The sequence below is a fragment of the Amycolatopsis sp. TRM77291 genome (genome assembly GCF_054166285.1).
In genome coordinates this window covers 5,571,269-5,595,621 of record NZ_JBSZHF010000001.1, presented here as the reverse complement: position 1 = coordinate 5,595,621, position 24,353 = coordinate 5,571,269, and the positions used below count along the sequence as shown (strand labels likewise).

The window sequence follows — 24,353 nt, the reverse complement described above, 5'->3', positions numbered from 1 at the left end:
ACCGATGGCCTTCAGCCGTCAATGGACACTTCGAAGTGGATCGCCTGGGTGCGGCGGCACCGGCGATGGCTGCTCGCGGGCGCCGTGATCGCCCTGCTCACGCAGATGGCGATCGCGATGATCACGACCGCCGTGGAACAGTCCCCGACCATCGACGAGCCGGTCTACGTCGGCACCGCGGTGGTCTACCTCGAAGAGCACAGCCTGCGGTACAACCCCGAACATCCACCGCTGGGCAAGCTCATCATCGCGACCGGGGTGGCCCTCACCGATCCGAAGGTCGCCCCCGGCTTCAACGGCCACGAGTGGGAACTCGGCAAGCACGTCGTCTACGAGGCGGGCAACGATCCGGAACGGCTGATGCTGTTCGCGCGGCTGCCGGTGATCCTGCTGACGTTGCTGTTCGGGCTGGTCGTCTTCGCGTTCGCGTCCGATCTGGCCGGCCGCGCCGGCGGGCTGCTGGCGCTCACCCTGTTCACCTTCTCGCCCGACGTCATCGCGCACGGCTCGCTGGCGACGCTCGACGTGCCGGTGGCCGGGTTCCTGCTGACGTCGGTGTGGCTGGTGTGGCGTGCCCGGCACCGCCCCGGTCTCTACCTGCCGCTCGCCGGGCTCGCGCTCGGCGCGGCCACGGCCACGAAAGTCCTTTCCCTGGTGGCGGTCCCGGTGCTGATCCCGCTGGCCGTGCTGTCCGTCTGGCACGCCCGCCGCGCCCGCGGTCTCGATCTGAAGTCCCCCGCGCTGTTGATCGGGCGCGGTGTGCTGGCGGCCGCCGGGATGGCGCTGATCGCGATCGCGGTCGTGTGGGCCTCCTATCTCGTGGTGGACCCGCGGCTGCGCTGGGAGACGCCGTCGGGAATGCAACCGCTCCACGGAATGCGCACCCTCGTCGAGTGGCTGCCGTTCCCGCAGCCGTTGAAGGACGGGATGCGGTTCCAGTTCGAGCTCGAAGACCACGTGTGGCACAACTTCCTGTTCGGCAGGCACTACACGGGATCGCTCTGGTACTACGGCCCGGCCGCGCTGCTGGTGAAGACGCCGCTGGGCGCGCTGGCGATCTGGCTGGCGGGCGCCGCCGTGCTGCTGTCGGTGCGGCGGTTGCGCCCGGCCGCGCCGTACGTGCTCCTCCCGACCGCCCTGCTGATGGCCACGGCCATGGTCATCGTCCGCGACAACGGCGTGCGGTACCTGGCCTTCGCGCCGATGTTCCTCGCCGTCGCGGCGGCCGCGGTGCTCGTCGTCCGGAGACGGTGGGTGAAGGTGGCCGCGGTGACCGTCGTGGCCTTCGCCGCGGTCAGTTCGCTGATGACGTTCCCGTACTACCTCCCGTATTCCAACGAGGCGTTCGGCGGGCCGGAGAACACCCACCGGTACCTGCTGGATTCGAACGTCGACTGGGGACAGGACCTGGGCCGCCTGGCGGACCGCCTGAAGAAGGACTACGCGGGTGAACGCACCTGGCTCGTCTACCAGGGGAGCGGTCTGCCGTCCCACTACGGCATCGACGCCGCCGATCCGCTCACGGTGCCCGCGGACCAGGTGCACGGAGTGCTCGCCGTGTCGGATTCCGCGGTCCTGGGGGCCTTCTCCGACCCGATGGGCGGTGGCGGCACCGGCGGGGGCGGGCAGACCGGCGGCGTCACCGGCGATCTGGCCGCGCTGATCGCCGGCAGCACGCCGGTGGAGCGGGTGGGGCACTCCATGACGATCTACCGCCGCCCGTGAGTGATTGGCCGCACCGTTCGTTCCGTGAAGGCCTCCTTCCCTACCCTGAAGGTAGTCAAGNCCCGTGATGTCGCGAAAGCCACTTTCGGGACACCAGATGTCCCGAAAGTGGCTTTCGCGACACGTACCACCCGGTCCCGAATCGTGAGCCGGTAACGGTTTCCGGCGCGAAAAGGCCTTGGACGCGTTGACCATCGAGATCCGCGAAGCCTAATTTCGGAATTGTCCACTGAGATCCGCGAAAGGTGAGACCAATGCCCGCTGCGCAGGTCAAGCAGCTGCTTCGGAGCAAGCTCAGAACATGGGGGTGGATGTACCGATGACCACCATCATCGAACCGGCCGAAGACCTTTCCGTCCTCACCGGACTCACCGAGATCACCCGGTTCGCCGGCGTGGGGACGGCGGTCTCCTCGGCGTCCTACTCGCAGGCCGAACTTCTCGAAATCCTCGGCATCGAAGATCCGAAGATCCGCTCGGTCTTCCTGAACAGCGCCATCGAGCGGCGTTTCCTCACCCTGCCGCCGGAAGAGCGCGGCGGCGCCCGCGCGGCCGAACCTCAGGGCGATCTGCTCGACAAGCACAAGAAGATCGCCGTCGACATGGGCTGCCGCGCGCTCGAAGCCTGCCTGAAGTCGGCGGGAGCGACGCTTTCGGATCTGCGTCACCTGTGCTGTGTCACCTCGACCGGATTCCTCACCCCCGGCCTCAGCGCGCTGATCATCCGCGAGCTGGGCATCGACCCGCACTGCAGCCGGTCGGACATCGTGGGCATGGGCTGCAACGCCGGTCTCAACGCGCTCAACGTGGTCGCGGGCTGGTCCGCGGCGCACCCTGGCGAACTCGGCGTCGTCCTGTGCAGCGAGGCGTGCTCCGCCGCCTACGCCCTGGACGGCACGATGCGGACCGCGGTGGTCAACAGTCTTTTCGGCGACGGATCCGCGGCGCTCGCGCTCGTTTCCGGAGACGGGCGCGTGCCGGGTCCGCGCGTCCTGAAATTCGCCAGCTACATCATCACCGACGCGGTCGACGCGATGCGCTACGACTGGGACCGTGACCAGGACCGGTTCAGTTTCTTCCTCGACCCGCAGATTCCCTACGTGGTCGGGGCGCACGCCGAAATCGTCATCGACCGGCTCCTGTCCGGGACGGGGCTGCGCCGCAGTGACATCGGCCACTGGCTGGTGCATTCCGGCGGGAAGAAGGTGATCGACGCGGTCGTCGTCAACCTCGGCCTGAGCCGGTACGACGTCCGCCACACCACCGGGGTTCTCCGCGACTACGGGAACCTCTCCAGCGGCTCCTTCCTCTTCTCCTACGAGCGGCTCGCCGACGAAGACGTCGCCCGCCCGGGGGATTACGGCGTGCTCATGACCATGGGGCCTGGCTCCACAATCGAAATGGCGCTTATTCAATGGTGACGCGTAACGAGAACAACGGCGACCTGGTGCTGCGTTTCGACGGCTCACGTCCGCTGTCCGCCGCGGCCGTCGAGGAGATCGCCGCGCTCTGCGACCGTGCCGAGGACCAGCGTGAGCCGGGGCCGGTGACCATCCACGTCACGGGCGCCCCGCCGGACGGCTGGGCGAAGGGACTCGCGGTCGGCCTGGTGTCCAAATGGGAGCGGGTCGTGCGCCGGTTCGAACGCCTCGGCAGGCTCACCGCCGTGGCGGCGTCGGGCGAATGCGCCGGGATGGCACTGGATCTCCTGCTCGCCGCCGACATCCGGATCGCCGAGCCGGGCACCACCTTGCGGCTCGCCTGGGCGGGTGGCGGCACCTGGCCCGGCATGACCTTGTACCGGCTCACCAAACAGGCGGGCGCGGCGGGCATCCGGCGGGCCGTGCTGCTCGGCACCCCGATCGGGACGGACCGTGCGCTCGCCCTCGACCTGATCGACGAGGTGTCCGCCGACCCGGCCGCGGTCCTGTCCACAGTGGAGTCCGTGGTGGATGGCGCCGAGCTGGCGATCCGGCGCCAGCTGATCTTCGAAGCGGGCTCGACCGCCTTCGAGGAGGCGCTCGGTTCCCACCTGGCCGCGGCCGACCGGTCCCTGCGGCGGGAAGCCAAGTCGTGACGACGGACAGCGCGCCAGGGCTCGATCTCCGGGCCCTGGCGGGCGAGTCCCACCGGGTCGACGACGAGATCCGGGCGGCGCGCACGGCCTTCGTCGAGGCGCACGCCGAAGAGATCTACGCCGAACTGACCGACGGCCGGACGCGGTACCTGCGCCTCGACGAACTCGTCCGCGCCGCCGCGCTCGCCTTCCCCGGTCTGGTGCCCTCGGAGCAGCAGATGGCGGCCGAGCGGTCGCGTCCGCAGGCGGCGAAGGAAGGGCGCGAGATCGACCAGGGCATCTTCCTGCGCGGGATACTGCGCGCGCCGAAGGCCGGTCCTCATCTGCTCGACGCCATGCTCCGGCCCACCGCCAGGGCACAGCGGCTGCTGCCCGAATTCCTCGAGACCGGTGTGCTGGAGATGGAGGCCGTCCGGCTGGAACGCCGTGACGGCGTCGCGCACCTGACCCTGTGCCGCGACGACTGCCTGAACGCCGAGGACGCCCAGCAGGTCGACGACATGGAGACGGCGGTCGATCTGACGCTGCTCGATCCGTCCGTCCGGATGGGACTGGTGCGGGGCGGGGTGATGAGCCATCCCCGTTATCTTGGGCGCCGCGTGTTCTGCGCGGGGATCAACCTCAAGAAGCTCAGCGCCGGTGAGATCCCGCTCGTCGATTTCCTGCTGCGGCGGGAGACGGGCTATATCCAGAAGATCTTCCGCGGTCTGCTGACGGACGGATCCTGGCACTCCAGGTTCACCGACAAGCCGTGGATGGCGGCCGTCGATTCGTTCGCCATCGGGGGCGGGACCCAGTTGCTGCTGGTCTTCGACCACGTGCTGGCGGCGTCGGACGCGTACCTCAGCCTCCCGGCGGCGAAGGAGGGGATCATCCCCGGGGTCTCGAACTTCCGGCTTTCCCGGATCGCCGGGCCTCGCGTGGCCCGGCAGGTGATCCTCGGTGGCCGCAAGCTGCGAGCGGACGAGCCGGACGCCCGGGCGATCGTCGACGAGGTCGTCGCGCCGGAGGAGCTGGACGCGGCGATCGACGGCGCGCTCGCCCGGTTCGACGGGGAAGCCGTGGTCGCCAACCGGCGGATGCTGAACCTGGCCGAGGAACCACCTGAGGAATTTCGCCGGTACATCGCGGAATTCGCGCTGCAGCAGGCCTTGCGCATCTACGGCGCGGACGTGATCGGCAAGGTGGACGGTTTCGCGGTGGGCTCGCGATGAGCGAAGGCCCGGTGCGGTACGAAAAGAAGGACCACGTCGCGTACGTGACGATGGACCGGCCCGAAGCGCTGAACGCGATGAACCGGCGGATGCACGCGGAACTCGCCGGGATCTGGGACGACGTCGAAGCCGACGACGACGTCCGGGTGGTGGTCCTGACCGGCGCGGGGGATCGCGCGTTCTCGGTCGGGCAGGACCTCAAGGAACGCGCGCGGCTGACCGAGGAAGGCGTCGAGGCGTCGACGTTCGGCAGCAGCGGTCAGCCGGGACATCCCCGGCTGACCGACCGGTTCACCCTGTCCAAACCGGTGGTAGGCCGGGTGCACGGCTACGCGCTGGGCGGCGGTTTCGAACTGGCGCTCGCGTGCGACATCGTCGTCGCCTCCGACGAGGCGGTCTTCGCGTTGCCGGAGGTCCGCCTCGGCCTGATCGCCGGTGCGGGCGGGGTGTTCCGGTTGCCGAGGCAGCTTCCGCTGAAGGTGGCGATGGGATACCTGCTGACCGGGCGCCGAATGGACGCGGCGACGGCACTTCACCACGGACTGGTCAACGAAGTCGTGCCGTTCGCCGAATTGGACCGGCGCGTCGCCGAATGGACGGACGATCTGGTGCGCGCCGCCCCGCTTTCGGTCCGCGCGATCAAGGAGGCCGCGCTGCGCTCGCTCGACCTCCCGCTCGAAGAAGCGTTCAAAACCTCGTATCCGTGGGAAGAACGACGACGGGCCAGTGTGGACGCGAGCGAAGGACCCCGCGCCTTCGCCGAGAAACGGGATCCGGTCTGGACGGGTCGCTGAATTCGGGTTGGACCGTTGTTCCGCGTGGCGAATGGTGGAAGATTCCGGGTAAGAGACTTTCTCGCTCGAATAACGCCGGGTTTGCTTCTTCGTTCACCCGAGACCGCCGGCCGGGCCGGAAATCCCGGCTTTCCCTTCACCCGGTGCCGGCAGAAATCCTGGATATCTGTGATGACAACGCTCGCCACGGTCGAACTCGACAACCAGCGCATCGACCGGATGGTCCCGCTGGTCACGCCCGCCCTGCTGCACCATGAACTGCCGCTCGGCGCCAACGCGGCCGACACGGTGCGACAGGGCAGGGAAAACGTCCTGAGCGTCCTCGACGGCACGGACGACCGGCTGCTCGTGATCGCCGGGCCCTGTTCCATCCACGATCCCGCGGCGGCGCTCGAATACGCCGACCGCCTCGCCGCCCTCGCCAGCCGGTTCGCCGACGACCTGCTGGTCGTCATGCGCGTGTACTTCGAGAAGCCCCGCACGGTCGGTGGCTGGAAGGGGCTCATCAACGACCCGCACCTCGACGGCACCGGCGACGTCAACCGTGGCCTGCGCATCGCCAGGGACCTGCTCCTCGAACTCGCCGAGGGCGGCCTGCCCGCCGCGTGCGAATGGCTGGACACCACCATCCCGGCGTACCTCGCCGACACCGTCTCGTGGGGCGCGATCGGCGCCCGCACGGTGGAAAGCCAGAACCACCGCATGCTGGCCAGCGGGCTGTCCATGCCGGTCGGTTTCAAGAACCGCCGGGACGGCGATGTCACCGTCGCCGTCGACGCCATCCGCGCCGCCGAAGCGCGCCACGTCGTCCCCGGCGTCGATCCCAGCGGCCTGCCCGCGATCCTGCACACGGCCGGCAATCCGGACTGCCATCTCGTGCTGCGCGGCGGCAACAGCGCGCCCAACCACAACCCGGCGTCCGTCCGCGCGGCGCTGACCACCCTGCAGAACGCGGGACTGCAGCGGCGGGTGGTGATCGACGCCAGCCACGACAACAGCCGCAAGGACCACCTGCGGCAGGCCGTCGTCGCCGGCCAGATCGCCGAACAGATCAAGAACGGTCAGCGCGGCATCGTCGGCGTCATGCTCGAATCCAACCTGAAGGCGGGCCGCCAGGACCTCCACCCCGACCGGCCGCTCACCTACGGCCAGTCCATCACGGACGCCTGCATCGACCTCGCCGCCACCCAGGAGGTGCTTCAGGCCCTCGCCACCGCGACCGCCGCCCGCCGCTCCGGAGTGCGCGCCCTCTGATCACGCGAGTTACGCCCCCAAGCACGCGAGTTACGTCCCCAAGCACGCGAGTTACGTCCCCAATCACGCGAGTTACGCCTCCAATCACGCGAGATGCGCGTCTGATCACGCGAGTTCGCCGTTGAATCACGCGTGTCGTCCGTCTGAACACGCGTGTGCGCTATCCGATCGACTCGGCACAGCCCATCGCCGCGTTCGGGGCGGCGTCGCCCCGGGTGCGTTCGAGATGCGCCTCGCCCCAGACCCGGACGCCCTCGACCACCGGCAGGACCGTGACCCCGTAAGGAGTGAGCCGGTAGATGACGCGCGCCGGGACCGGCCCGGTCACCACGCGTTCGACGAGTCCGTCGGCCTCGAGTTCGCGCAACTGCTCGGCCAGCACCTTGGGGGTGATGGGGGCGCCCCGGCGGCGGAGGCCGGCGAAATGGGTCTCGCCGTGAGCGAGCCAGTACAAGAGCGTCAGTTTCCATTTCCCGCCGATCGCGGCGAACGCCGCGGCCATCGGGCAGCCGGGCAGCGGGTTGGGACGCGGAAGGTTACCCGCAGGTGCCTTCTTGTCCATGGTCGTCCTCCGCTCGGATAGTCGGACCATGACCGTGCCATACAAACGAATCCTGACGGTGGGCCTTTCGGCCCTGATGCTGATCGCCTCGGCGGCGTCGGGCGCCGCGTCGACCTCGGGCACCGATCCCCAGCGGGCTTTCGACTGGGAGATCGGCACCTGGCGTTCCACGGTGCGGGTGCTCGCCGAGCCGCTTTCGGAATCGGCGGACCACTGGCTCCAGTTCGCGGGCACCAGCACCGTCCGCCCGCTCATGGACCGGCGGGCGAACGCCCTCGAATTCGAGGTCTCGGGCCCCGACGGGCGCATCGACGCGCTCAACCTGCGGCTGTACGAACCGCAGGCGGGGCGGTGGAGCCTGACGTTCGTCAACATGCGCGACGGTCTGCTCACCCCATCGGTTTACGGCGGGTTCCGTGACGGTGCCGGTGAGTTCCACGGCGACGACCAGCTCGGCGGCCGTCCGATCAAGGTGCGTTTCCTCGTCGTCCGGCACGGCCCGGACGAGGCGCGCTTCGAGCAGGCGTTCTCGGCCGACGGCGGGACGACCTGGGAGACGAACTGGGTCGCCGTGGATCACCGGAGCCGCCGCTGACGGACCTGGGCGAAGGGGACTTTCCCGCATCGGATGCAGCGAAAGTCCGACATTTTCGCCTGCCCCTCCGGGCCGACCGATTCATGCCCATACGCAAGGTCTCGCGAGGAGGCAAACCGGACCGCGTCCCTCACTGTGTGGATTTGGGGCGTTGGATGACCCGAAATCCACACGGTCCGGCGAGATCGTCCCTGTCACGACCAATTCACGAGAGGGTGTGTGGAAATAGGGATACTCAACGTCCCTATTTCCACACACCCCCAACCAACGCCACTCCCGGCCGCCCGCTAGCCGACACCGTCGAGCAATGCCAGCTCCTCCTCGCTCAACCGGATGCCGCCCGCCGCGACGTTCTCCTCCAGATGCCGGGGGTCACCCGTCCCGGGGATGGCGAGCACGTGCGCGCCGCGGTGCAGGGTCCAGGCGAGCCGGATCTGCGCCGGGGTCGCGTCGTGCGCCGCGGCGACCTTCGCGATCTCAGCCTGTCCCGGAACGGCGTCGGGCGTGGCGGCGCCGGGAAGCGAAGTGGTGACGGCGAAGAACGGCACGAACGCGATGCCGTGTTCGCCGCACAGGTCGAGCAGCGCGTCGTCCTCCCGGTGGGCCAGGCCGTAGCGGTTCTGCACGCAGACCACCGGAGCGATCGTCAGGGCCTCGGTCAGCTGGTCCGCCACGACGTTGGAGACACCCAGATGGCGGATCAAGCCGGCCTCGCGCAGTTCCGCCAGCGCGCCGAAATGTTCCGCCACCGAGCCGGGCTCCTTGCCCATCGCGGCGCCCCAGCGCAGATTGACGACGTCGAGGTGATCGAGGCCGAGCTGCCGGATGTTCTCCTCGACCTGGCCGCGGAGCCGATCCGGGCGCGCGAAGGAGAATTCGCCGTCGCGGTCGCGGCCCGCGCCGACCTTCGTGGTGATCACGAGGCCTTCGGGGTAGGGCTGGAGCGCGGTGGCGATCAGTTCGTTCGCCGAGCGCGTAGGTGTGAAGTAGAACGAAGCGGTGTCGATGTGGTCGACGCCGAGTTCGATCGCGCGGCGCAGGACGGCGATCGAGCTTTCGCGGCTCTTGGGCTTCTGGTCCCACGGCATCCCGGTCAGCCGCATCGCGCCGAGGCCGATCCGGTTGACGGTGAGGTCCCCGAGCCGCCAGGTTTCGTGAAAGTTCGTCATGACCACCAGCGTTGTGACGAGGCCTTCCGTAGTCAGAAAACGGCAACAACCTGCCACCCCGTCGCGCGGTTGAGGCAGTATCGATGTCATGCGGACGAGTGATGCGGTCACGGTCGTACGCGGCGAGGAAGAGCTGTTCGGCCGGGTCGGGCACCTGTTCTCGACCGTGACCGACATGGCGTGCGTGGCCAACGACCTCGCGACCTGGGTCGCCGCCCACGGAGCAGGCGAGATCGCCGAGCGCCGGGCTGGCGAGGTCCGGATCCGCAAGATCTACCGGGCCGGTCTGCTGCTCGACCCGGGAGCCGCGCAGGAGCTCGCGAGGGTCCGCGACCGGCATGGGGCCCAGGTCCGCATTTCCACCGAGGACGTCAACGAGACGATCGTGATGGACGGCAGGCTGGTCATCCTGGCGGGGGACCTCGTCGCCGGGCAGCGCGGCTACAGCGTCATCACCCAGCCCGAGACCGTGCAGGGCGTGATGTCGCTGTTCGAGGCGACCTGGCGGGCGGCGACCGAGCTCGCCGTCTTCGACGCGCGGGTATCCGAGATCCGGCGGCTCGCGCCCGCGGTGCTGGACCTGCTCGGCAGCGGCGTCAAGGACGAAGCCGCCGCCCGGAGCCTCGGTCTCGGCGTGCGGACCTACCGGCGCCGGGTGGCCGAGCTGATGGCCGCGCTCGGCGCCGAGTCCCGCTTCCAGGCCGGCGTCCGGGCACGCGAGCTGGGCTTGGTCTAGCCGCCCGACCGGGTGAGCTTCGGCTGCTGGAGGCAGGTGCCGAGAGGGTAAGATCTCTGCGCCGAGGATGCCGGTGAAATCTTCCGGGAACCAACGCGCCGCCGGATGCGTCGGTGTACACGAACGGCGTCGACGCGTTTCGGGAAACGGTGCGCACACGTGGGTGTGAACTCATAGGGTGCGCGGTAGACATCGTGGGTCAGGCAAGCACGCGCGCAGGCGCCGGACTGGAGGGATCATTCATGACTCGCCGATTCGATCCAGAGCAGATCGCCGCACTGGCCAAGAAGGTCGGCGGGCTCAAGGACGGCTTCAGCGGCACGGGCAAGGACCTGGGCGACGGCGATCCCGGAAGCGCGTTCGGCGACCTGAAGAACGCGGCCAGCACGGGGACCACGATGAAGGGTTTCCACCGCGGCGTGAACGCCGAACTGGCGGCCGCCGCGAAGCTCGTCGACGCCGCGTCGAACGCGCTGGCCAACGCCGCGCAGCGGATGCGGAACGACGAAGCCGCGGGTGTCGACACCCTCCGCGGCCACGGTCGCGAGCGGGACTGATCGGACTGAAGACGGGAATCAGGGGGATTTACCGATGACCACCGCGGAGCGGAATCCGAGCACGCTCGACGACCCGTCGCACGACCGCCCGAAGTCGCTGGACGCCATCGACAAGCACGCCCAGCAGACGCAGAAGCTCAACTCGGGCGCGGTCAACGACCAGGCCAGGAAGGTCGGCGGAGCCGCCACCAGGGCCAACGACCTCGGAGACGATCTCAAGGTCTTCCGCGACGACGTCCTGCGCCACTGGGAGGGCAAGGACGCCGACGCCGTCGCCGACCACCTCGAAAAGCTCGGCAAGGCCAGCTACAAGGTGAGCGACAAGGCCGAGGCGGCCAAGAACATCCTCCAGCGGGTGTCCGAGATCCTCGACGAGGTCAAGAAGAAGGTCGCACAGCTCGCCCAGGAAGCCAACGACAAGGACGCGGACAACCGCAAGCTGATCGACTCGGCCCGCCGCCGGAAGAACAGCTCCGAGGACGACAACGAGATCGCCGCCGCCGCGTCGGACATCGAGCGGCTCCGGCAGCTCAACGAGAAAGACTCGAACAGCAAGAAGGACGAGATCGAGAAGGCGCTCGACGACGCCGAGAAGCAGATCGACGATCTCCTCAAGCCGCTCGGCCTGGAGATCGAAGGCGGTTTCATCGAGCTCATCCCCGCCGACGACGGCCAGACCACCGCGTCGAGCGTCAACGCGAAGCCGGTCAACTCCAACCTCAGCAGCACACCCAGCTACGGCGGGGGAGACGGCGGCGGTGGCGGAGGCGGCGGCGGTGGCGGCCCCGCCGGGGTGCCGGGCGACGGCAGGCCCGCGAAGCCGATCGACGCCCGGGGCGACAACCCGGCGAAGATCGCCGAGCAGTTCCTCGGCCGCAACGCCGGCGACCTCAAGGGCAGCGGCGAGCTGCCCGCCATGCAGTCGTGGGTGCCGAACAACGTCAACTGCGCGAACTTCGTCTCCGGCTGTCTCGAGGCGGCGGGCCTGATCGACAAGGGGCAGGCCAGTGCCTCGGTCGCGGGCCTGACGGCCAACCTCGAAGCGGACGGCTGGAAGTCGGTGCCGCTCTCCGAAGCGAAACCCGGCGACGTGGTGATCTCGAACAACGGCGGGCACGTCGTGCTGTACGCGGGCGATGGCCAGTTCATCGGCTCGAACAACGTCAACCCCGACGGTTCGCAGAAGATCAGCATGGGCGGCGGTGGCGGCCTCGTGAAGATCCTCACCCCGCCGACCTGATCCGACAGACCGCCAGAGCAGCACCGGGCAGGCTGACGCGTTCGCTCGCGTCGCTGCCCGCCAGTGGGAGGTAGCTCGATGTACACCCCGTCCGCACGGCCCGTCCCGGTGTCGCTGAACCCCGGCGACCCGGTCCGGGAGGCGGTACTCCAGGCCGCCACCGCCCGGCTCGACCAGGAGTTCGGCGACCGGGTCCAGGTCGCCGTGGAACAGCTCGACCGGCTCGGCCCCTGGGTGTTCCTGCAGGGGACGATGCGCGGCACCGAACCGGGTCGTTCGTACTACGCCGGCACCATCTACGAGAACAAGCGGGCCGACGGCGTCATGTCCGACGTCTACGTCGCGCTGCTCAAGAAGAGGAGCGAGACGGGCGTCGACGACGACCCGCGGTCCTGGCGGGTGGCCAACTGCGCCATCGGCCCGACCGACGTCGCCTGGCTGACCTGGCCGGACGAGCACGAAGTGCCGCAGGAGCTCTTCGGGTTCTGACCCGTCACGAGGTCCAGTCCGGCATCGCGCGGGCGATCTCGCCGGGGGAGGGCATCCGGGCGATCTCCCCGGCGATCGCCCTGGCCGCGTCGCGGTGGTCGTTCCGCCCCAGCAGGTTCCCGACGTGTGCGGCGACGGCTTCCGCGCTCGGTTCGCCGGGGTGAAGACTCAGCGCGGCGCCCGCCGCGCACAGGGCTTCGGCGTTGGCGAACTGGTCGGCCCCCTGCGGGAGGACCAGTTGGGGGATGCCGGCGGAGAGCGCGCCGAGTGTCGTGCCGCTGCCGCCGTGGTGCACGACCACGTCGGCATGCGGCAGCAGCTCGGCTTGCGGGATCCATGCCCGCACCGTCACGTTGCCCGGCACGGCGCCGAGTTCCTCCGGGCGGACCCGGCCCGAGGCGACCACCACGTCCGCTCCGAGCGGAGCCAGCCCGCGGATCACCGTGCCGAGGAGTTCCGGCGTGCCGAAGGCGGTGCCGAGCGTCAGATAGATCAGCGGACGAGCGGACTTTTCGACGCGCCAGGGTGGTGTCGCCGGTTCGGAATAGGGCACGGGACGCAGCGCGACACGTTCGGCCGTCGCGAGGAAGTCCTTGTCCTGCAAGGACTGTGGGCAGATGTCGAGATGCGGCCGGTCGGGCCTCATCGGCCGTTCGAGCCCGATTCCGTCGGGGTACATGCGGCCGAACCCATGCCAGAGCCCGGGGATCCCGGCGCGCTCAGCGGCGATTGCCACCCCGGGCTGTCCCCATTCGTGCACGACGAGGTCGGGCCGTAGCCGGGCCAGATCCGCTTCGACGTCCTCGGCGTAGATCTCGTAGAACGCGTCCGCCGGGCGAAAGGGCCTGAGACCGTGCCTGAGCAGCGGCGAATGGACGTTCTCTCCGGCGGCGAAATGCACCTCGTGCCCGGCGTCCCTGGCGGCGACCGCGAGCGGGATCAGCGGATACGTATGGCCGACCGACGCGAGGCTGGCGAAGAGGATCCGCATGTGCTTCCATTTCAGATGTTTGAAACAGATGTTGAGAACATCTGTACGGTAGCACAAGTGCGAACTCGGACAGGTGACCTACATTTCCGGCGCTAGTGCGGAGGCCTGGTGCGCCCAGTCGCGACAGGTTGCGGATCCGCCAGCAGCACGATCATGTCCAGTGCCCGTTCGAGGTCGCCGTGGGCGCGCACCGGGTCCGGATTGGCCACGTACTGGAGGATCAGGCCGTCGACCGAGGCCAGTGCCAGTCGTCCCAGCGTGTCGAACCCGACGGCGCAACGTTCGCCGGCGGCGATGGCGGCCTGTTCGCAAAGCCTGGTCACGAGCGAGATGTAGGCGTCGTACTGGGATCGGGCGAGGTCCGGCGTCTCACTCCGCAACGAGTAGTTGGACAGCTCGTACTGCATGATCTGCAGCCCGACGTCGCCCTCGACGAGTTTGTCCCAGAACGTCGTGATGCCCGACCGAAGCGCGTGTTCGAAGCCCCTGTCCGGTTCGAGGCCGCTGCGCAGCGCGTCGGAGATGTCGTCGACGACCGTGCCGATGACCGCGCGCAGCAGCTGGTCCTTGCTCGGGAAGACGTAGTGCAGGGTGCCCAGCGAGATCCCCGCTTCGGCGGCCACCGAGCGGAGCGTGGTCCCGGGTACGCCGATCCTGCTGAGCACCCGGATCGCCGCGGTGACGATCTGCCCCTCGCGTTCCGCCGCCTTCACGTAGGCCATCCGGCTTCTCCTTCGTCGGTCGCGTCCGAGTTTCCCATATCGGCCCTTGTGCGGGGCGGACGCCTGTCCTACTTTAAGTCGGACAACCGACCGACAAATTGGGGAGTCTGCCTTGCGCACTGTCGATGTCGTGGTGATCGGAGCGGGCCTCGCGGGGTTGACCGCCGCTCGCACGCTGACCGGCGCGGGCCGCACGGTCGCCGTGCTGGAGGCGCGGGACCGGGTGGCGGGCCGCAATCTCGGCCACGAGCTGGTCAACGGGGTCCCGGTCGAGATGGGCGGTCAGTGGATCGGCCGGACACAGACCGAGGTCCTGAAGCTGGTCGCCGAACTCGGTCTCGAGACGTTTCCGACCTACGACGACGGAGCGGCGGTGACCGTCTACAACGGCAGGCGCACCACCTACGCCGACGCGACCTTCGGGCTGTCCGACCAGGCGCTGCTCGAAGTCGGCCGGATGAAATTCGAACTCGAGGCGCTGGCGGCCACCGTGTCGCTCGCCTCGCCGTGGACGTCACCCGAAGCCGCGGACCTGGACCGCAAGACCCTGGACGAATGGCTTCGTGCCGCCACGGACGACGCCGAGGCCCTCGCGTTCTGGGGAGCCGTCGTCCCCGCGGTGTTCTCCGCGGAGCCGGCGGAGATGTCGTTGCTGCACTTCCTGTTCTACGTCAAATCCGCGGGCACGCTGGACGTCCTCGTCGACACCACCGGCGGCGCGCAGGAGCTGCGCGTCGTGGGCGGTACCCACCTGATCTCCGAGCGGCTCGCCGAACGGCTGGGCGACGTCGTCACGCTCGGCGCGCCGGTCCGCGGTATCGCCCACCACGCGGACGGGGTCGAGGTGCGCCACGACGGCGGCCGGATCGCCGCCCAGCGGGTGATCGTGGCGATCCCGCCAACGCTGGCGGGACGGCTGCACTACGAGCCGCCGCTCCCGGCGGCGCGCGACGGGCTGACCCAGCAGATCCCGATGGGCAGCGTGATCAAGGTGCAGGTGGCCTACCCGGCGCCGTTCTGGCGCGAGGCCGGGCTCAACGGCTTCGCGTTCAACTTGGACGACCCGCTGTGCGTCACCCTGGACAACTCGCCGCCGGACGGCTCCTGCGGGGTACTCGTCGCATTCTTCGAGGGCGCCCACGCCCGCGAAGCCGCCCGCCTGTCGCCCCGGGAACGCCGCGAGGCGGCGGTGGCCACGCTGGTGAACCAGTTCGGGCCGGAAGCGGCGGAACCGATCGATTACGCCGAACAGAACTGGATGGAGGAGGAGTACACCCGGGGCTGTTACGGCGGCCGACTCGGCGCCGGCGTGTGGACCCAGTACGGCTCCGCGCTGGCCGAACCGGTCGGGCGCATCCATTGGGCGGGCGCGGAGACCTCCGACATCTGGAACGGCTACATGGACGGCGCCGTCCGTTCCGGGCATCGCGCCGCGGCCGAAGTGCTCGCTCACCTGGAGGGGTGAACGCCGGAAACCGGCGGCCGGAGGGAATCCGGGCCGCCGGTTTCCGGTGTCAGGGGCGGTAGATCTCCTTGACCGTGGTGATCTGGTCCTCACCGCTCACGCTGATCCGCGCGAGCACCGGGTTGCCGTCCCGCAACTGCTGGATCAGCTGGTCCTTGCCGCACGGCAGGTCGCCGTAGCCCGCGTCGTCGATGGTGACCGATTCGCCGGGGCACAGGGTGGCCGCGCTGAACACCTCGGTGCCGGGCCGCAGCGGAAGCCGGTACGTCTTGCCGCCGGACTGGTCGGCCATCAGCTGGAAGCGCACCATTCGCAGGTTGGCGTCGTATCCGGTGAACCGCACGTCCTGCGTGGTGTTCGGGAATTTACGGTTCTGTTCGCCGCCCGCGGGCCTGGTCTCCAATTGCAGGGAGCTGTTCGGCACGCCGCAGACCACCTCGGTCCCGTATTCCGTCAGACGGGCACAGGTCCATTTGCCCTGAACGTCGAGCACCCGCTCGCCGGGGCCTTCGGCTTGCGGCAGTTTCTCGTAATACTCGGTGATCACGTTGTACGCCTCGGTGCAGCCCGGTGTGGTGCCGTCGGTCGCGGCCACCGCGATCAGATCCATTCGCGGCCGCCCGGGGGCGCCGACCTGGCCACCGTGCTTGCTGCAGTTGACATCGCCGCCGGACGACTCGGCGCCGGAACCTCCGGCGGCCGCCCCCTCGCCGCCACCCGCCTGCGCCTGTTCGACGGCCGCGTTCTTCACCGGAGAACCATTTCCCGCGACATTGTTCCCGCCGCACGCGGAAAGGAGTGCGGTGGCGGCGAACGCCCCGCCCACAATGACGGTTTTGATCGTCTTCTTCGCGGTGAATTTCATTTCAGCGCCCCTCTCGCATCCGTTGTTCGAAGCTTTGTCCGGAAGACGCCGGAAGCGGAATGGGGTTGCTTCGAAAGGCCCGTGCGGCGCAGAGGTGCCCGAAGGCCCGGGCCGCCGTGTCCGCGAGGGCACGACCTCGGTTAGCCGCGCAACCTCCCCGGCATGGGCCGCCGGGGAGGTCGCGAAGGCGATTACGGGATGACGCGGTTGCGCAGGTTGTTCGGGTACGGGCCTTCACCGTGGATGTTCAGCTCGTTGCCCACCTCGAAGCTGTAATACGGGTGCGAGCTGAAATAGCTGTCCAGATTGGTGCCGCCGAAGCAGATCAGGTCCGCGCCACCGCCCGCCCTCGGCCCGTTGCACAGGCTGAGCGTCGGGTACCGGAAGGAATCCACCGGCCGGAAACCGGCACCACCGGGGCCGGGAACGGGCAGATGCCCGATCAGCCCGCCGGGATCACCCGGCCAGTTCGACTCGACGGGCTGCCGCCGCCCGTCCGCGAACAGCACGCCCTGGATGTTCCGTCCGGGCGGTTCGGTCTCCAGCACAGTGCCCGCGACGAGGGCGCCGAGGCTGAAACCGACGATGTAGACCTTCGTTTCGAGGTCGCAGCCATAGGTGACATAGAGGTTGTAAAGCGCCGTCCGGAGATTGGCGACCCCCGCGTCGACGTCGGCGTACAGATTCACGTCCCCGGCGCCGTTCGGATACGGAATGCGCACCGGGTCGGCGCCGCCGGGCGCGAACGCCCGGTCCAGGAGTTTCTGCGCCCCGCCGTCCTGATAACCCGGCACGACGAACATGACGGGCCCGCACGGGCCGTCCGGCCGTGCGGGCGCCGCCTGCGCCGCGCCTGCTCCGGCGATGGCGCCCGCCAGGGTGACGACGGACAGGACGGCGGTCGCGAGCAGACGTGCTCCGGTTCTTTTCATCGGTTTCTCCCCACTGTCGGGTCTGCCCGCCGAACGCTAATGAGCGCCGATGAAATACCGATGAAATGCGGGGAATTACGGCCGCCGTACCCACTTTCGGGTGAAATCGCCGTTATGGGCTCAAGGTCCGTGATGAATTGCGGCCGGGTGTCCGTGATACGGGCTATGCCCTGGTGTTGACGCTGACGGGCCGGGAACCGGTCCGGGGGACGCCGCCTTGGAGGGTGGAGGAGATGCCGACGCGGGTGGAGCAGTTGATGACCTGGTAATGCAGGTGATAGTCGGTGGACGCCCCGGTGGTGCCGGACCAGCCGACGACCCGGCCCTGCGGGACCCAGGTACCCGCGTTGTAGAGGGCCCGGTTCAGGTGCGCGTAGTGCGTGCAAGTGCCGTTGGAGTGCCGGATGATCACCTCGATACCGTTCTGCCAGTACGGCGACCAGCCCGAGACGAGGATTTGGCCGCCCTGCGCGGCGGAAACCTCGTAGTTGCCCGGAAGAGCGAAATCCCAGGCGTATTCGTTGTAGGGGCCGGTGTGGGAGAAGGTTCCTTCGGGTCCCTGGGAGACCGTGTACGCCTCACCCGCCGGGAACGGCAGTTCGTAGTAGTAGTTCGCGGCCGAAGCCGTGGCCGAGCCGGTGATCGAGAGACCGGCCGCCATCAGTACGGCGGCCGCGATCGTGCCGAGCCTGCGCGGTAATGCCTTTCCGGTGATGCCCATGGCGTCCTCGCTTTCCGAGCGATCAAGGCCCTGTCCCATCGGCAGGGCGCCCCTGACTAAACAGGCAGGCCACGGCTCGGACAATGGTGCGTTCAGGGCTTGCGCGAAGGCGGGAAAAGGGTTATCGCCCCAGCGTCCTTTGAGGACGGACGTGGTCCGCCGGCGGCTTCAGCGACGGCCGGCGTTCAGGATGACGAGGAACTGGCCTCCGCCCGGCTCGACGCCCGCGGTCACCGGTAATCCCGGTACCAGGCGGGAAAACCGGTCTTCGAGCCACTCCGCGGCCTCTTTGGCGTCTTGCTCCGTCGGGCAGCGGGCGACCAATTCGCGGCCTCCCTTGCGCTCCAGCCGTCCGGCGACGGTGATCAGCGGCGCGGGGTCGGCCACGTGGAGGCGGTCCGGCCAGGCGATGACCACCTTGACCGCGCCTTTGCGGGTGTTGCACCCGCGATGCGCGAGCCGCTCGGGGATCTTGGCCTTCCGGTCGGCGGTCCGGCTGTCGACACTGGGCCCGCGCGGGTCGTTCACCGACATGTCCGGGTCGACCGGTTCGTCGCACACCCAGCAGCGCCAGCCGTCGCGCTCGGCCACGTCGTCGAGGAGACTCATCCGGTCAACCTAGCCTGCCGCCTTCCCGAGCTCCAGCGTGGCGTTGTGCAGCGACGAGTACATCGGGTCGGAGGTGAAGTCCGGCCCGGTCTGCTCGCCGAGGTAGACGTCGATGTGCCGGTCGCCGCCGAGCCCGGGGGTGAACTCGTCCATGATCCGCCAGGAGGCGGAACGCAGCTTGTCGCAGACGGCCGCGTCGATCGCCGAGCCGTCCTCCGCGGTGCCGCAGCCGGTGATCCGCAGTTCGCGGCCGGCGCCGAGGACGTTCGGATCCGCGGCGGCGGAGACGAACGGCTCCAGCGGGCGGCCGTGGCTGTCACGGGGCGCGTTGTCCAGCCAGAAACCGGTGTCGTGCGACCAGTTCAGGTAGCGGCCGGCGTGCCGCCCGCTGACGATGCGGCCGGTCCCTTCGGCTTCGACGGCCTTGACGAAACCTTCGGGGTAGCGCCCCAAAGGGTCGTCGCCGCGTTCACAGTCGATCACCAGGCAGCCGGTGACCGGCACGGGGTCATCGTCGTAGTGCGCTTCGACGGCGGTGTAGTACACGGTCACGTACCACCCGGCGGACGACTCCTTCCCGGTGTCGCCGCGGTCGATGGTGGAGGCCGCGGCGAGGGCCAGCACCACGGCCGCGAGGACGAGAACGAGCCTGTTCCGTTTCGGGCCGCGCCGGTGCTGGCCTGCCATCACACCCGCTCCAGTCGTTGTGTCGGTTCGGCTTCGGCCAGCGGGTGCGCCACCGGCCGGGTCGGTTCGGCGGCGGCCAGGACCCCTGAGGGAATCGGCTGCGTGACGCTGGGATCGAGCGTCACCGGCGGGGTGGCCGGGCGCGGCGCGGGCGCGGGAACCGGGGCAGGCAACGGCACCGGCATCGACGGCATCGGTGTCGGCTGCATCGGTATCGGCGGCGCGGCCTGGCCGTCTTCGGCGAGCCGTTCGGTCTTGGCCCAGCCGTTGCGTCCGGACAGGAGCCGGAACAGCGCACGCCACGTCGCGATGATGCCCAGCGCCAGGAACCCCGGGTAGAGCAGCCCGGCGAACAGGCAGCGGAAGATGTTCTCGTCGCGCAGCCGGATCCAGTAGACCAGCCCCCAGAGCAGGCTCGGTAGCATGGCCAGCCCCACCAGCATCGCGGCCGACGTCGGCAGAGTGTCCACTGTGGCCACCAGCCCGCCGAGGGTGCTCCCGGTGGCCAGCGCCACCGCGGACGCCGCGACCAGCCCGACCAGCAGCAGCGACATGGGCACGGTCAGCCAGGGCGAGAGCAGGTAGATCAGGAAATCGGCGAGGCCGACGCCGCTGACGAACCTCGACGTGGTCAGCCTGCGAAGATGCCGGAAGCATTGCAGGTTCCCTTGCGCCCACCGGGTTCGCTGGCGCAGCAACCTTTTCACGTCGGTCAGTCCCTGCTGGGTGACCCACGCGGATTTCGTGTAGCGCACGCGGATCCCGTCCAGGTGCAGCCGCAGGCCGAGTTCCAGATCCTCGACCAGGCAGGCCGACCACGGGCCCGGGTGGAACCGGGCGAGCACGGACAGCCGGGTGAACTGGCCGTTGCCGCCAAGGCCGACACTGCCGACCAGGTCACGCAAGGACTGCGCGGAGTCCGCGATCGCGCCGAATTCCAGATCCTGGAGCAGGGCCAGCGTTTTGTGCCGGTTGTGGATGCGCACCCGGCATTGCACGGCACCGACCGACTTCTCCGCCATCAGTTCGGCGATCTCGTCGAGCATCCCGTCGCTGCAGCGGCCGTCGCCGTCCACGATCCCGACGATCGTCTGCTCGATCGTGCCTTCCCGGCGCGCGATTTCGAGGATGTAGCGGTACGCCGTGTTGAGGCCCTCGCCCTTGCCCTGCCGGGCCATCGGGAGCTCTCGGCGCAGCACGTGCAGCCGCGGATCCCTGATATCGGCCAGGATCCGCGGCGTCGCGTCGTCGGAGGCGTCGTCCACGACGACGACCCGGACCGGCGTGTACCGGGTCCCGGTGGCCAGCGCGTTGCGCACCGTGTTCGCGATGACACGTTCCTCGTTCAGCGCCGGGATGACGATCCAGAACGGCACCGGATCCGGCGTCCGGCGCACACTGCGTGGTCGTTGCGGGGACCGCCAGGCGAACACCGCCAGGACGAGGTTCTGCAGCGGCCACCAGATCAGGACGCCGACCATGATGGTGGCGATGACGGACAGACTGGTCTCCATTTCGCTACTGCCCCCTTTTCGGCGCGGGCGCGATTCGGACGAGAATCGAGCGAATGGCGAAAAGCAACAGAATGAACGCGGCGAGTGACAGCGGCAGCCAAATCCCGGCGCTCGCGGTGAGCCCCATGGTCGCCGTCGCGCCGACCGCCGGTCCGATCCGGATCACAGACATGTTCTCCCCCAAGAGCTAGAAGTGCTCAAATCCTTGTGTGCGAAGGATTGCGCGTGATGCGTCCGGGCCCCCCGGCCGGTCTCGCATCGTCGACTACGACGTGAGGAGCCGCGTCCCGGTTCCCTCGATCGGGTGAGGAAATTCGACGGGAACCGGACAGAACCACTCTGCGTCGCACCGGGCACAGGGCCCCGCAAAAAGGATCTTGCGAAGTGCGCGGAGTCGCTGAAAAGAATATTCGAACCTTGGGGGAGTAATGGTTTGGAATGAACAAGGAACCCGGCCGCGGGTGTGGCTCGTGATGGGGACCCGGCCGGAGGCGATCAAACTGGCGCCGGTCGCGGAGGCGATCGAACTGGCGGGCCGGATGGAACCGGTGCTGGTCGCCACCGGGCAGCATCCGACGATGGTCGACCAGGCGCTGGAGACCTTCGGTGCCCGCGCGGACGTCACGTTGCCGCTGCACCGCCGCGACGGCGGCCAGCCCGAACTGCTCGGCCAGATGCTGACCGGCCTGGACGAGCTGGCCGAACGCGAACCGCCCGCGGTCGTGGTGGTCCAGGGGGACACCACGACCACGCTGGCAGGCACGCTCGCCGCGTTCTGGCGCCGGATCCCGGTGGTACATCTGGAAGCGGGCCTGCGCTCGTTCGATCTGGCCGCGCCCTTCCCGGAGGAACTGAACCGGCGACTGGTCACCCAGGCCGCGTCCCTGCATCTGCCGCCGACCCCGGCCGCGGCGGAGAACCTGTCGCGTGAACTCGTCGCCGCGGAGCGGATCCTGGTCACCGGCAACACCTCGGTGGACGCGATCCGTGCCATCGCCGACCGCGGGGCGGTCGACTACCGCGACGAACGGGTCGCCGCTGCCGTGGAGGCTGCCACCCAGGGCGAGCCGCTGGTGCTGGTGACCGCGCACCGCCGCGAATCGTGGGGCGAGCCCCTGCGCCAGGTGCTGCGCGCGGTCGCCGAACTGGTCGCCCGGCATCCCGGGGTGTGCGTGGTCCTGCCCGCGCACCCGAATCCGGCCGTCCGCGAGCTGGTCGGCGCCGAACTGGGCGGCGTGTCTCGCGTGGTGGTCACCGAGCCGCTGCGCTACGACGAACTCGCCGGCGCGCTCGCGGCGGCCACACTGGTCCTGTCCGATTCCGGTGGGATCCAGGAGGAGGCGCCGACCTTCGGCGTGCCGGTGCTGGTGTTGCGAGAGGTCACCGAGCGGATGGAGGCCGTGCACGCGGGCTGTGCCCGGTTGGTCGGCACCGACCGCGAGCTGATCGTGCGGACGGCGTCGGAACTCCTCACCGACCCGCGGGCCCGGGCGGCCATGATGAGCAACGGCAACCCGTTCGGCGACGGAAAGGCCGCGTCGCGCACCGAGCTCGCGCTGGCGCGGTTGCTCGGCCTGACCGCCGAGCCGGTGGAGGAATTCGCCGCGCTGCCGGGAGGTGTGCTGGTATGACCGGGAAACGGAAGGGACACCGGCGCCGCCGGACACCCGCCGGGCTGAGGTTCGCGGCGCTGGCCGTCGTCGTCGCGACCGGGCTGGTGACGCTGGTCGTGTACACGCGCCCGGCCAGCGCGATCCTCGCGTCGCCGGCGGCCGCCCCGGTCTCCCTAGGCGACCGGCTGGCGCTGGGCAGCGAGGTCGGCAGCCCCGGGCCCGGCGGGAACCGCGCCCACCGCACGCTCGTGGTCTACGACGCGGGTGAGCGGGACGCGCCGAACCCGCCCGCCGCCGCGGACGAGGCCGGAATGGCCGAGGCGCACGCGATGCAGACCGCGAACCTGGTCTCGCGAGCGGGCAGCTGGACGATGCGCGCCGCCGCCGACTACCAGGCGGGCGAGATCGGCGGATACCAGGCGCTGGTCTACGTCGGCTCGATCAGCGAGGCCGCGCTGCCCGCCGCGCTGCTCACGGACGTGGCCGCCGCGAAGGTGCCGGTCGTCTGGATGGGCGAGAACATCCATCGCCTGGCGGAACACGACCCCGGTATCACCGCGCGCTGGGGATGGACGCCGGTCGGCCGCACCCCGACCTCGCCGACCGAGGTCCGCTACAAGAACGTTCCGCTGGAACGCAATCCCGAGATCGGCTCGATTCCGTTGGTGCGGCGGGAAAACCCCGCGGTCAACGAAGTGCTCGCGGAGAGCGGGGCGGGCGGTGAGCCCACGCCGTGGGCGGTGCGCTCCGGGACCTTCACCTACCTCGCGGAGGCGCCGTTCTCCTACGTCAACGAGGGGGACCGGTACCTCGCCGCCGCCGACATCCTGCTCGGCACCCTCGCTCCGAAGACCGAGGAACGGCACCGCGCGCTCGTGCGGATCGAGGACATCGGGCCGCGTACCGACCCCGGCCAGATCCGCCGGATCGCGGATCTCCTCGGTGGGCAAGGGATTCCGTTCTCACTGGCGGTGTATCCGTACTACGCGGACCCGCACGGCGTCGCCAACGGCGGCAGGCCGACCTTCGCCCGGCTGGTGGACAGCCCGGCCCTGGTCGACGCGCTGCACCACGCGATCCGGCGCGGCGCGACGATGATCATGCACGGCTACAGTCACCAGTTCGAGGAGCTGGCGAACCCCTACGGCGGGGCGAGCTCCGCGGATTACGAGTTCTACACGGCGATCGTGGACGAGAACAACCACGTCGTGGAGACCGGGCCGGTGCCAGGCGATTCCGCGGAATGGTTCCGCGGGCGGATCGCCACCGGGCTCGGCGAGTTCCGCCGGGTCGGGCTGCCGGAGCCGGAAGTGTTCGAGTTCCCGCATTACGGCGGTTCCGCGGTGGACTACAAAGAGGTCAGTTCGCATTTCGCGGCGCGCTACGACCAGGGCAGTTACTTCGCGGGATACTGCCCGCGCGGGGCCTGCGGTTCCACCTCGACCGTGTCGTACCGGACCAAGTACGGGCAGTATTTCCCTTATCCGGTAAGGGATGTCTACGGCGCGGTGGTGATCCCCGAGAACCTGGACCACGTCGCGCCGGAGCCGTTCAACCAGCATCCGGCCCGCCTGCCCGCGGACCTGCTCGCCGACGGCGCGAAGTCCAAAGTGGTCCGTGACAACGTGGCGAGCTTCTTCTTCCACCCGTTCCTGCCGCTGGAGCACCTGAGCACGGTCGTCCTCGGCCTGCGGGCGCAGGGATACGAGTTCACCACCGCCAGCGAGGTCGCCCGCGGTTGAGCGTCCGGCCGGCGCCCGCGATCAGGGCGCCGGCCGCCGCTCAGGCACCGGTGACGAAGAGGTGGGCGATACTCCCGTCCG

25 protein-coding genes are annotated in these 24,353 nt (G+C 69.3%); 14 read left to right on the top strand and 11 right to left on the bottom strand.

What is annotated here, in order from left to right; translation table 11 throughout:
• The first annotated feature begins 21 nt into the window (after positions 1-21).
• The 6 genes from ACXIZN_RS25805 (at position 22) to ACXIZN_RS25780 (ending at position 7,063) form a co-directional block, all read left to right on the top strand.
• On the top strand, positions 22-1,725 hold the full coding sequence (locus tag ACXIZN_RS25805) for an ArnT family glycosyltransferase (RefSeq protein WP_457957368.1): 1,704 nt from the start codon (positions 22-24) through the stop codon (positions 1,723-1,725).
• A gap of 319 nt (positions 1,726-2,044) precedes the next feature.
• Entirely contained in the window at positions 2,045-3,145 is a 1,101-nt protein-coding gene (gene dpgA, locus ACXIZN_RS25800) for a 3,5-dihydroxyphenylacetyl-CoA synthase DpgA (protein ID WP_126733854.1), read from the top strand.
• Positions 3,139-3,801 carry an enoyl-CoA-hydratase DpgB gene (gene dpgB / locus ACXIZN_RS25795; RefSeq protein WP_457957366.1) on the top strand — a complete coding sequence of 221 codons (663 nt, stop codon included), beginning with the start codon at positions 3,139-3,141 and terminating at the stop codon, positions 3,799-3,801. The genes dpgA and dpgB overlap by 7 nt, the downstream gene beginning before the upstream one ends.
• The gene (gene dpgC, locus ACXIZN_RS25790) at positions 3,798-5,015 is read left to right on the top strand and encodes a (3,5-dihydroxyphenyl)acetyl-CoA 1,2-dioxygenase DpgC (RefSeq protein ID WP_457957364.1); all 1,218 of its coding nucleotides are present in this window, start codon (positions 3,798-3,800) and stop codon (positions 5,013-5,015) included. The genes dpgB and dpgC overlap by 4 nt, the downstream gene beginning before the upstream one ends.
• A complete protein-coding gene (gene dpgD, locus ACXIZN_RS25785; RefSeq protein ID WP_457957362.1) occupies positions 5,012-5,809 on the top strand; it encodes an enoyl-CoA-hydratase DpgD in 798 nt (265 codons plus the stop codon). The genes dpgC and dpgD overlap by 4 nt, the downstream gene beginning before the upstream one ends.
• A 171-nt stretch (positions 5,810-5,980) precedes the next feature.
• Positions 5,981-7,063, top strand: a complete 1,083-nt coding sequence (locus ACXIZN_RS25780) for a 3-deoxy-7-phosphoheptulonate synthase (RefSeq protein WP_457957360.1) — start codon at positions 5,981-5,983, stop codon at positions 7,061-7,063.
• 160 nt (positions 7,064-7,223) lie between these two features.
• Here the strand turns inward: ACXIZN_RS25780 and ACXIZN_RS25775 are convergent, their stop codons facing one another.
• Positions 7,224-7,625 carry a winged helix-turn-helix transcriptional regulator gene (locus tag ACXIZN_RS25775; RefSeq protein ID WP_457957358.1) on the bottom strand — a complete coding sequence of 134 codons (402 nt, stop codon included), beginning with the start codon at positions 7,623-7,625 and terminating at the stop codon, positions 7,224-7,226.
• Between the two features lie 28 nt (positions 7,626-7,653).
• Between ACXIZN_RS25775 and ACXIZN_RS25770 the strand changes: the two genes are divergently transcribed.
• The gene (locus ACXIZN_RS25770) at positions 7,654-8,220 is read left to right on the top strand and encodes a hypothetical protein (RefSeq protein ID WP_457957356.1); all 567 of its coding nucleotides are present in this window, start codon (positions 7,654-7,656) and stop codon (positions 8,218-8,220) included.
• 287 nt (positions 8,221-8,507) lie between these two features.
• Here ACXIZN_RS25770 and ACXIZN_RS25765 read toward each other — a convergent pair whose 3' ends face one another.
• Positions 8,508-9,389, bottom strand: coding sequence for an oxidoreductase (locus ACXIZN_RS25765; RefSeq protein WP_457957354.1), 882 nt, complete (start codon positions 9,387-9,389; stop codon positions 8,508-8,510).
• Positions 9,390-9,477: 88 nt separating this feature from the next.
• Here ACXIZN_RS25765 and ACXIZN_RS25760 point away from each other — a divergent pair, with 88 nt between their 5' ends.
• The 4 genes from ACXIZN_RS25760 to ACXIZN_RS25745 all read left to right on the top strand — a co-directional run bounded on the left by ACXIZN_RS25760 (position 9,478) and on the right by ACXIZN_RS25745 (position 12,411).
• Positions 9,478-10,125 carry a DNA-binding response regulator gene (locus ACXIZN_RS25760; RefSeq protein WP_457957352.1) on the top strand — a complete coding sequence of 216 codons (648 nt, stop codon included), beginning with the start codon at positions 9,478-9,480 and terminating at the stop codon, positions 10,123-10,125.
• Between the two features lie 242 nt (positions 10,126-10,367).
• Entirely contained in the window at positions 10,368-10,682 is a 315-nt protein-coding gene (locus ACXIZN_RS25755; RefSeq protein ID WP_457957350.1) for a hypothetical protein, read from the top strand.
• A gap of 34 nt (positions 10,683-10,716) precedes the next feature.
• Positions 10,717-11,922 carry a peptidoglycan-binding protein gene (locus ACXIZN_RS25750; protein ID WP_457957348.1) on the top strand — a complete coding sequence of 402 codons (1,206 nt, stop codon included), beginning with the start codon at positions 10,717-10,719 and terminating at the stop codon, positions 11,920-11,922.
• Between the two features lie 78 nt (positions 11,923-12,000).
• Entirely contained in the window at positions 12,001-12,411 is a 411-nt protein-coding gene (locus ACXIZN_RS25745; RefSeq protein WP_257488735.1) for a hypothetical protein, read from the top strand.
• 4 nt (positions 12,412-12,415) lie between these two features.
• On the opposite strand, the gene ACXIZN_RS25740 is transcribed toward ACXIZN_RS25745, so the two are convergent.
• Together ACXIZN_RS25740 and ACXIZN_RS25735 are read right to left on the bottom strand one after the other, a co-directional pair.
• The gene (locus tag ACXIZN_RS25740) at positions 12,416-13,402 is read right to left on the bottom strand and encodes a glycosyltransferase (protein ID WP_457957346.1); all 987 of its coding nucleotides are present in this window, start codon (positions 13,400-13,402) and stop codon (positions 12,416-12,418) included.
• A 92-nt stretch (positions 13,403-13,494) separates the two neighbouring features.
• Positions 13,495-14,124, bottom strand: a complete 630-nt coding sequence (locus ACXIZN_RS25735; RefSeq protein ID WP_457957345.1) for a TetR/AcrR family transcriptional regulator — start codon at positions 14,122-14,124, stop codon at positions 13,495-13,497.
• A 46-nt stretch (positions 14,125-14,170) separates the two neighbouring features.
• On the opposite strand from ACXIZN_RS25735, the gene ACXIZN_RS25730 reads away from it, so the two are divergent.
• Positions 14,171-15,589 (top strand): flavin monoamine oxidase family protein, encoded by a 1,419-nt coding sequence (locus tag ACXIZN_RS25730; protein ID WP_457957343.1) that lies wholly within the window; start codon positions 14,171-14,173, stop codon positions 15,587-15,589.
• 49 nt (positions 15,590-15,638) lie between these two features.
• Here the strand turns inward: ACXIZN_RS25730 and ACXIZN_RS25725 are convergent, their stop codons facing one another.
• The 7 genes from ACXIZN_RS25725 to ACXIZN_RS25695 form a co-directional block, all read right to left on the bottom strand.
• A complete protein-coding gene (locus tag ACXIZN_RS25725) occupies positions 15,639-16,454 on the bottom strand; it encodes a hypothetical protein (RefSeq protein ID WP_457957341.1) in 816 nt (271 codons plus the stop codon).
• Positions 16,455-16,645: 191 nt separating this feature from the next.
• A complete protein-coding gene (locus ACXIZN_RS25720; protein WP_457957339.1) occupies positions 16,646-17,386 on the bottom strand; it encodes a hypothetical protein in 741 nt (246 codons plus the stop codon).
• A gap of 163 nt (positions 17,387-17,549) precedes the next feature.
• Complete coding sequence (locus ACXIZN_RS25715; protein ID WP_457957337.1) at positions 17,550-18,107, bottom strand: M23 family metallopeptidase; 558 nt, start codon at positions 18,105-18,107, stop codon at positions 17,550-17,552.
• Positions 18,108-18,275: 168 nt separating this feature from the next.
• A complete protein-coding gene (locus ACXIZN_RS25710; RefSeq protein WP_457957335.1) occupies positions 18,276-18,716 on the bottom strand; it encodes a hypothetical protein in 441 nt (146 codons plus the stop codon).
• Positions 18,717-18,725: 9 nt separating this feature from the next.
• Entirely contained in the window at positions 18,726-19,403 is a 678-nt protein-coding gene (locus tag ACXIZN_RS25705) for a hypothetical protein (protein WP_457957334.1), read from the bottom strand.
• A complete protein-coding gene (locus ACXIZN_RS25700) occupies positions 19,403-20,917 on the bottom strand; it encodes a glycosyltransferase family 2 protein (RefSeq protein WP_457957333.1) in 1,515 nt (504 codons plus the stop codon). Before ACXIZN_RS25700 ends, ACXIZN_RS25705 begins: the two co-directional genes overlap by 1 nt.
• 4 nt (positions 20,918-20,921) lie before the next feature.
• The gene (locus ACXIZN_RS25695; protein ID WP_457957331.1) at positions 20,922-21,083 is read right to left on the bottom strand and encodes a hypothetical protein; all 162 of its coding nucleotides are present in this window, start codon (positions 21,081-21,083) and stop codon (positions 20,922-20,924) included.
• Between the two features lie 262 nt (positions 21,084-21,345).
• Between ACXIZN_RS25695 and wecB the strand changes: the two genes are divergently transcribed.
• Positions 21,346-22,548: a non-hydrolyzing UDP-N-acetylglucosamine 2-epimerase gene (wecB, locus tag ACXIZN_RS25690; protein WP_457957330.1), complete on the top strand. Its 1,203-nt coding sequence runs from the start codon at positions 21,346-21,348 to the stop codon at positions 22,546-22,548.
• Complete coding sequence (locus ACXIZN_RS25685) at positions 22,545-24,272, top strand: DUF2334 domain-containing protein (protein ID WP_457957328.1); 1,728 nt, start codon at positions 22,545-22,547, stop codon at positions 24,270-24,272. The genes wecB and ACXIZN_RS25685 overlap by 4 nt, the downstream gene beginning before the upstream one ends.
• The last annotated feature ends 81 nt before the right edge of the window (positions 24,273-24,353 follow it).

Coding starts and splice junctions, on each gene's coding strand:
- ACXIZN_RS25805 (WP_457957368.1), top strand. CDS start 22: ATGGACACTTCGAAGTGGATCGCCTGGGTGCGGCGGCACCGGCGATGG.
- dpgD (WP_457957362.1), top strand. CDS start 5,012: ATGAGCGAAGGCCCGGTGCGGTACGAAAAGAAGGACCACGTCGCGTAC.
- ACXIZN_RS25750 (WP_457957348.1), top strand. CDS start 10,717: ATGACCACCGCGGAGCGGAATCCGAGCACGCTCGACGACCCGTCGCAC.
- dpgA (WP_126733854.1), top strand. CDS start 2,045: ATGACCACCATCATCGAACCGGCCGAAGACCTTTCCGTCCTCACCGGA.
- ACXIZN_RS25700 (WP_457957333.1), bottom strand. CDS start 20,917: ATGGAGACCAGTCTGTCCGTCATCGCCACCATCATGGTCGGCGTCCTG.
- wecB (WP_457957330.1), top strand. CDS start 21,346: ATGGTTTGGAATGAACAAGGAACCCGGCCGCGGGTGTGGCTCGTGATG.
- ACXIZN_RS25770 (WP_457957356.1), top strand. CDS start 7,654: ATGACCGTGCCATACAAACGAATCCTGACGGTGGGCCTTTCGGCCCTG.
- ACXIZN_RS25765 (WP_457957354.1), bottom strand. CDS start 9,389: ATGACGAACTTTCACGAAACCTGGCGGCTCGGGGACCTCACCGTCAAC.
- ACXIZN_RS25725 (WP_457957341.1), bottom strand. CDS start 16,454: ATGAAATTCACCGCGAAGAAGACGATCAAAACCGTCATTGTGGGCGGG.
- ACXIZN_RS25745 (WP_257488735.1), top strand. CDS start 12,001: ATGTACACCCCGTCCGCACGGCCCGTCCCGGTGTCGCTGAACCCCGGC.
- ACXIZN_RS25710 (WP_457957335.1), bottom strand. CDS start 18,716: ATGAGTCTCCTCGACGACGTGGCCGAGCGCGACGGCTGGCGCTGCTGG.
- ACXIZN_RS25705 (WP_457957334.1), bottom strand. CDS start 19,403: ATGGCAGGCCAGCACCGGCGCGGCCCGAAACGGAACAGGCTCGTTCTC.
- dpgB (WP_457957366.1), top strand. CDS start 3,139: ATGGTGACGCGTAACGAGAACAACGGCGACCTGGTGCTGCGTTTCGAC.
- ACXIZN_RS25685 (WP_457957328.1), top strand. CDS start 22,545: ATGACCGGGAAACGGAAGGGACACCGGCGCCGCCGGACACCCGCCGGG.
- ACXIZN_RS25780 (WP_457957360.1), top strand. CDS start 5,981: ATGACAACGCTCGCCACGGTCGAACTCGACAACCAGCGCATCGACCGG.
- ACXIZN_RS25715 (WP_457957337.1), bottom strand. CDS start 18,107: ATGGGCATCACCGGAAAGGCATTACCGCGCAGGCTCGGCACGATCGCG.
- ACXIZN_RS25735 (WP_457957345.1), bottom strand. CDS start 14,124: ATGGCCTACGTGAAGGCGGCGGAACGCGAGGGGCAGATCGTCACCGCG.
- ACXIZN_RS25760 (WP_457957352.1), top strand. CDS start 9,478: ATGCGGACGAGTGATGCGGTCACGGTCGTACGCGGCGAGGAAGAGCTG.
- ACXIZN_RS25755 (WP_457957350.1), top strand. CDS start 10,368: ATGACTCGCCGATTCGATCCAGAGCAGATCGCCGCACTGGCCAAGAAG.
- ACXIZN_RS25740 (WP_457957346.1), bottom strand. CDS start 13,402: ATGCGGATCCTCTTCGCCAGCCTCGCGTCGGTCGGCCATACGTATCCG.
- ACXIZN_RS25720 (WP_457957339.1), bottom strand. CDS start 17,386: ATGAAAAGAACCGGAGCACGTCTGCTCGCGACCGCCGTCCTGTCCGTC.
- ACXIZN_RS25775 (WP_457957358.1), bottom strand. CDS start 7,625: ATGGACAAGAAGGCACCTGCGGGTAACCTTCCGCGTCCCAACCCGCTG.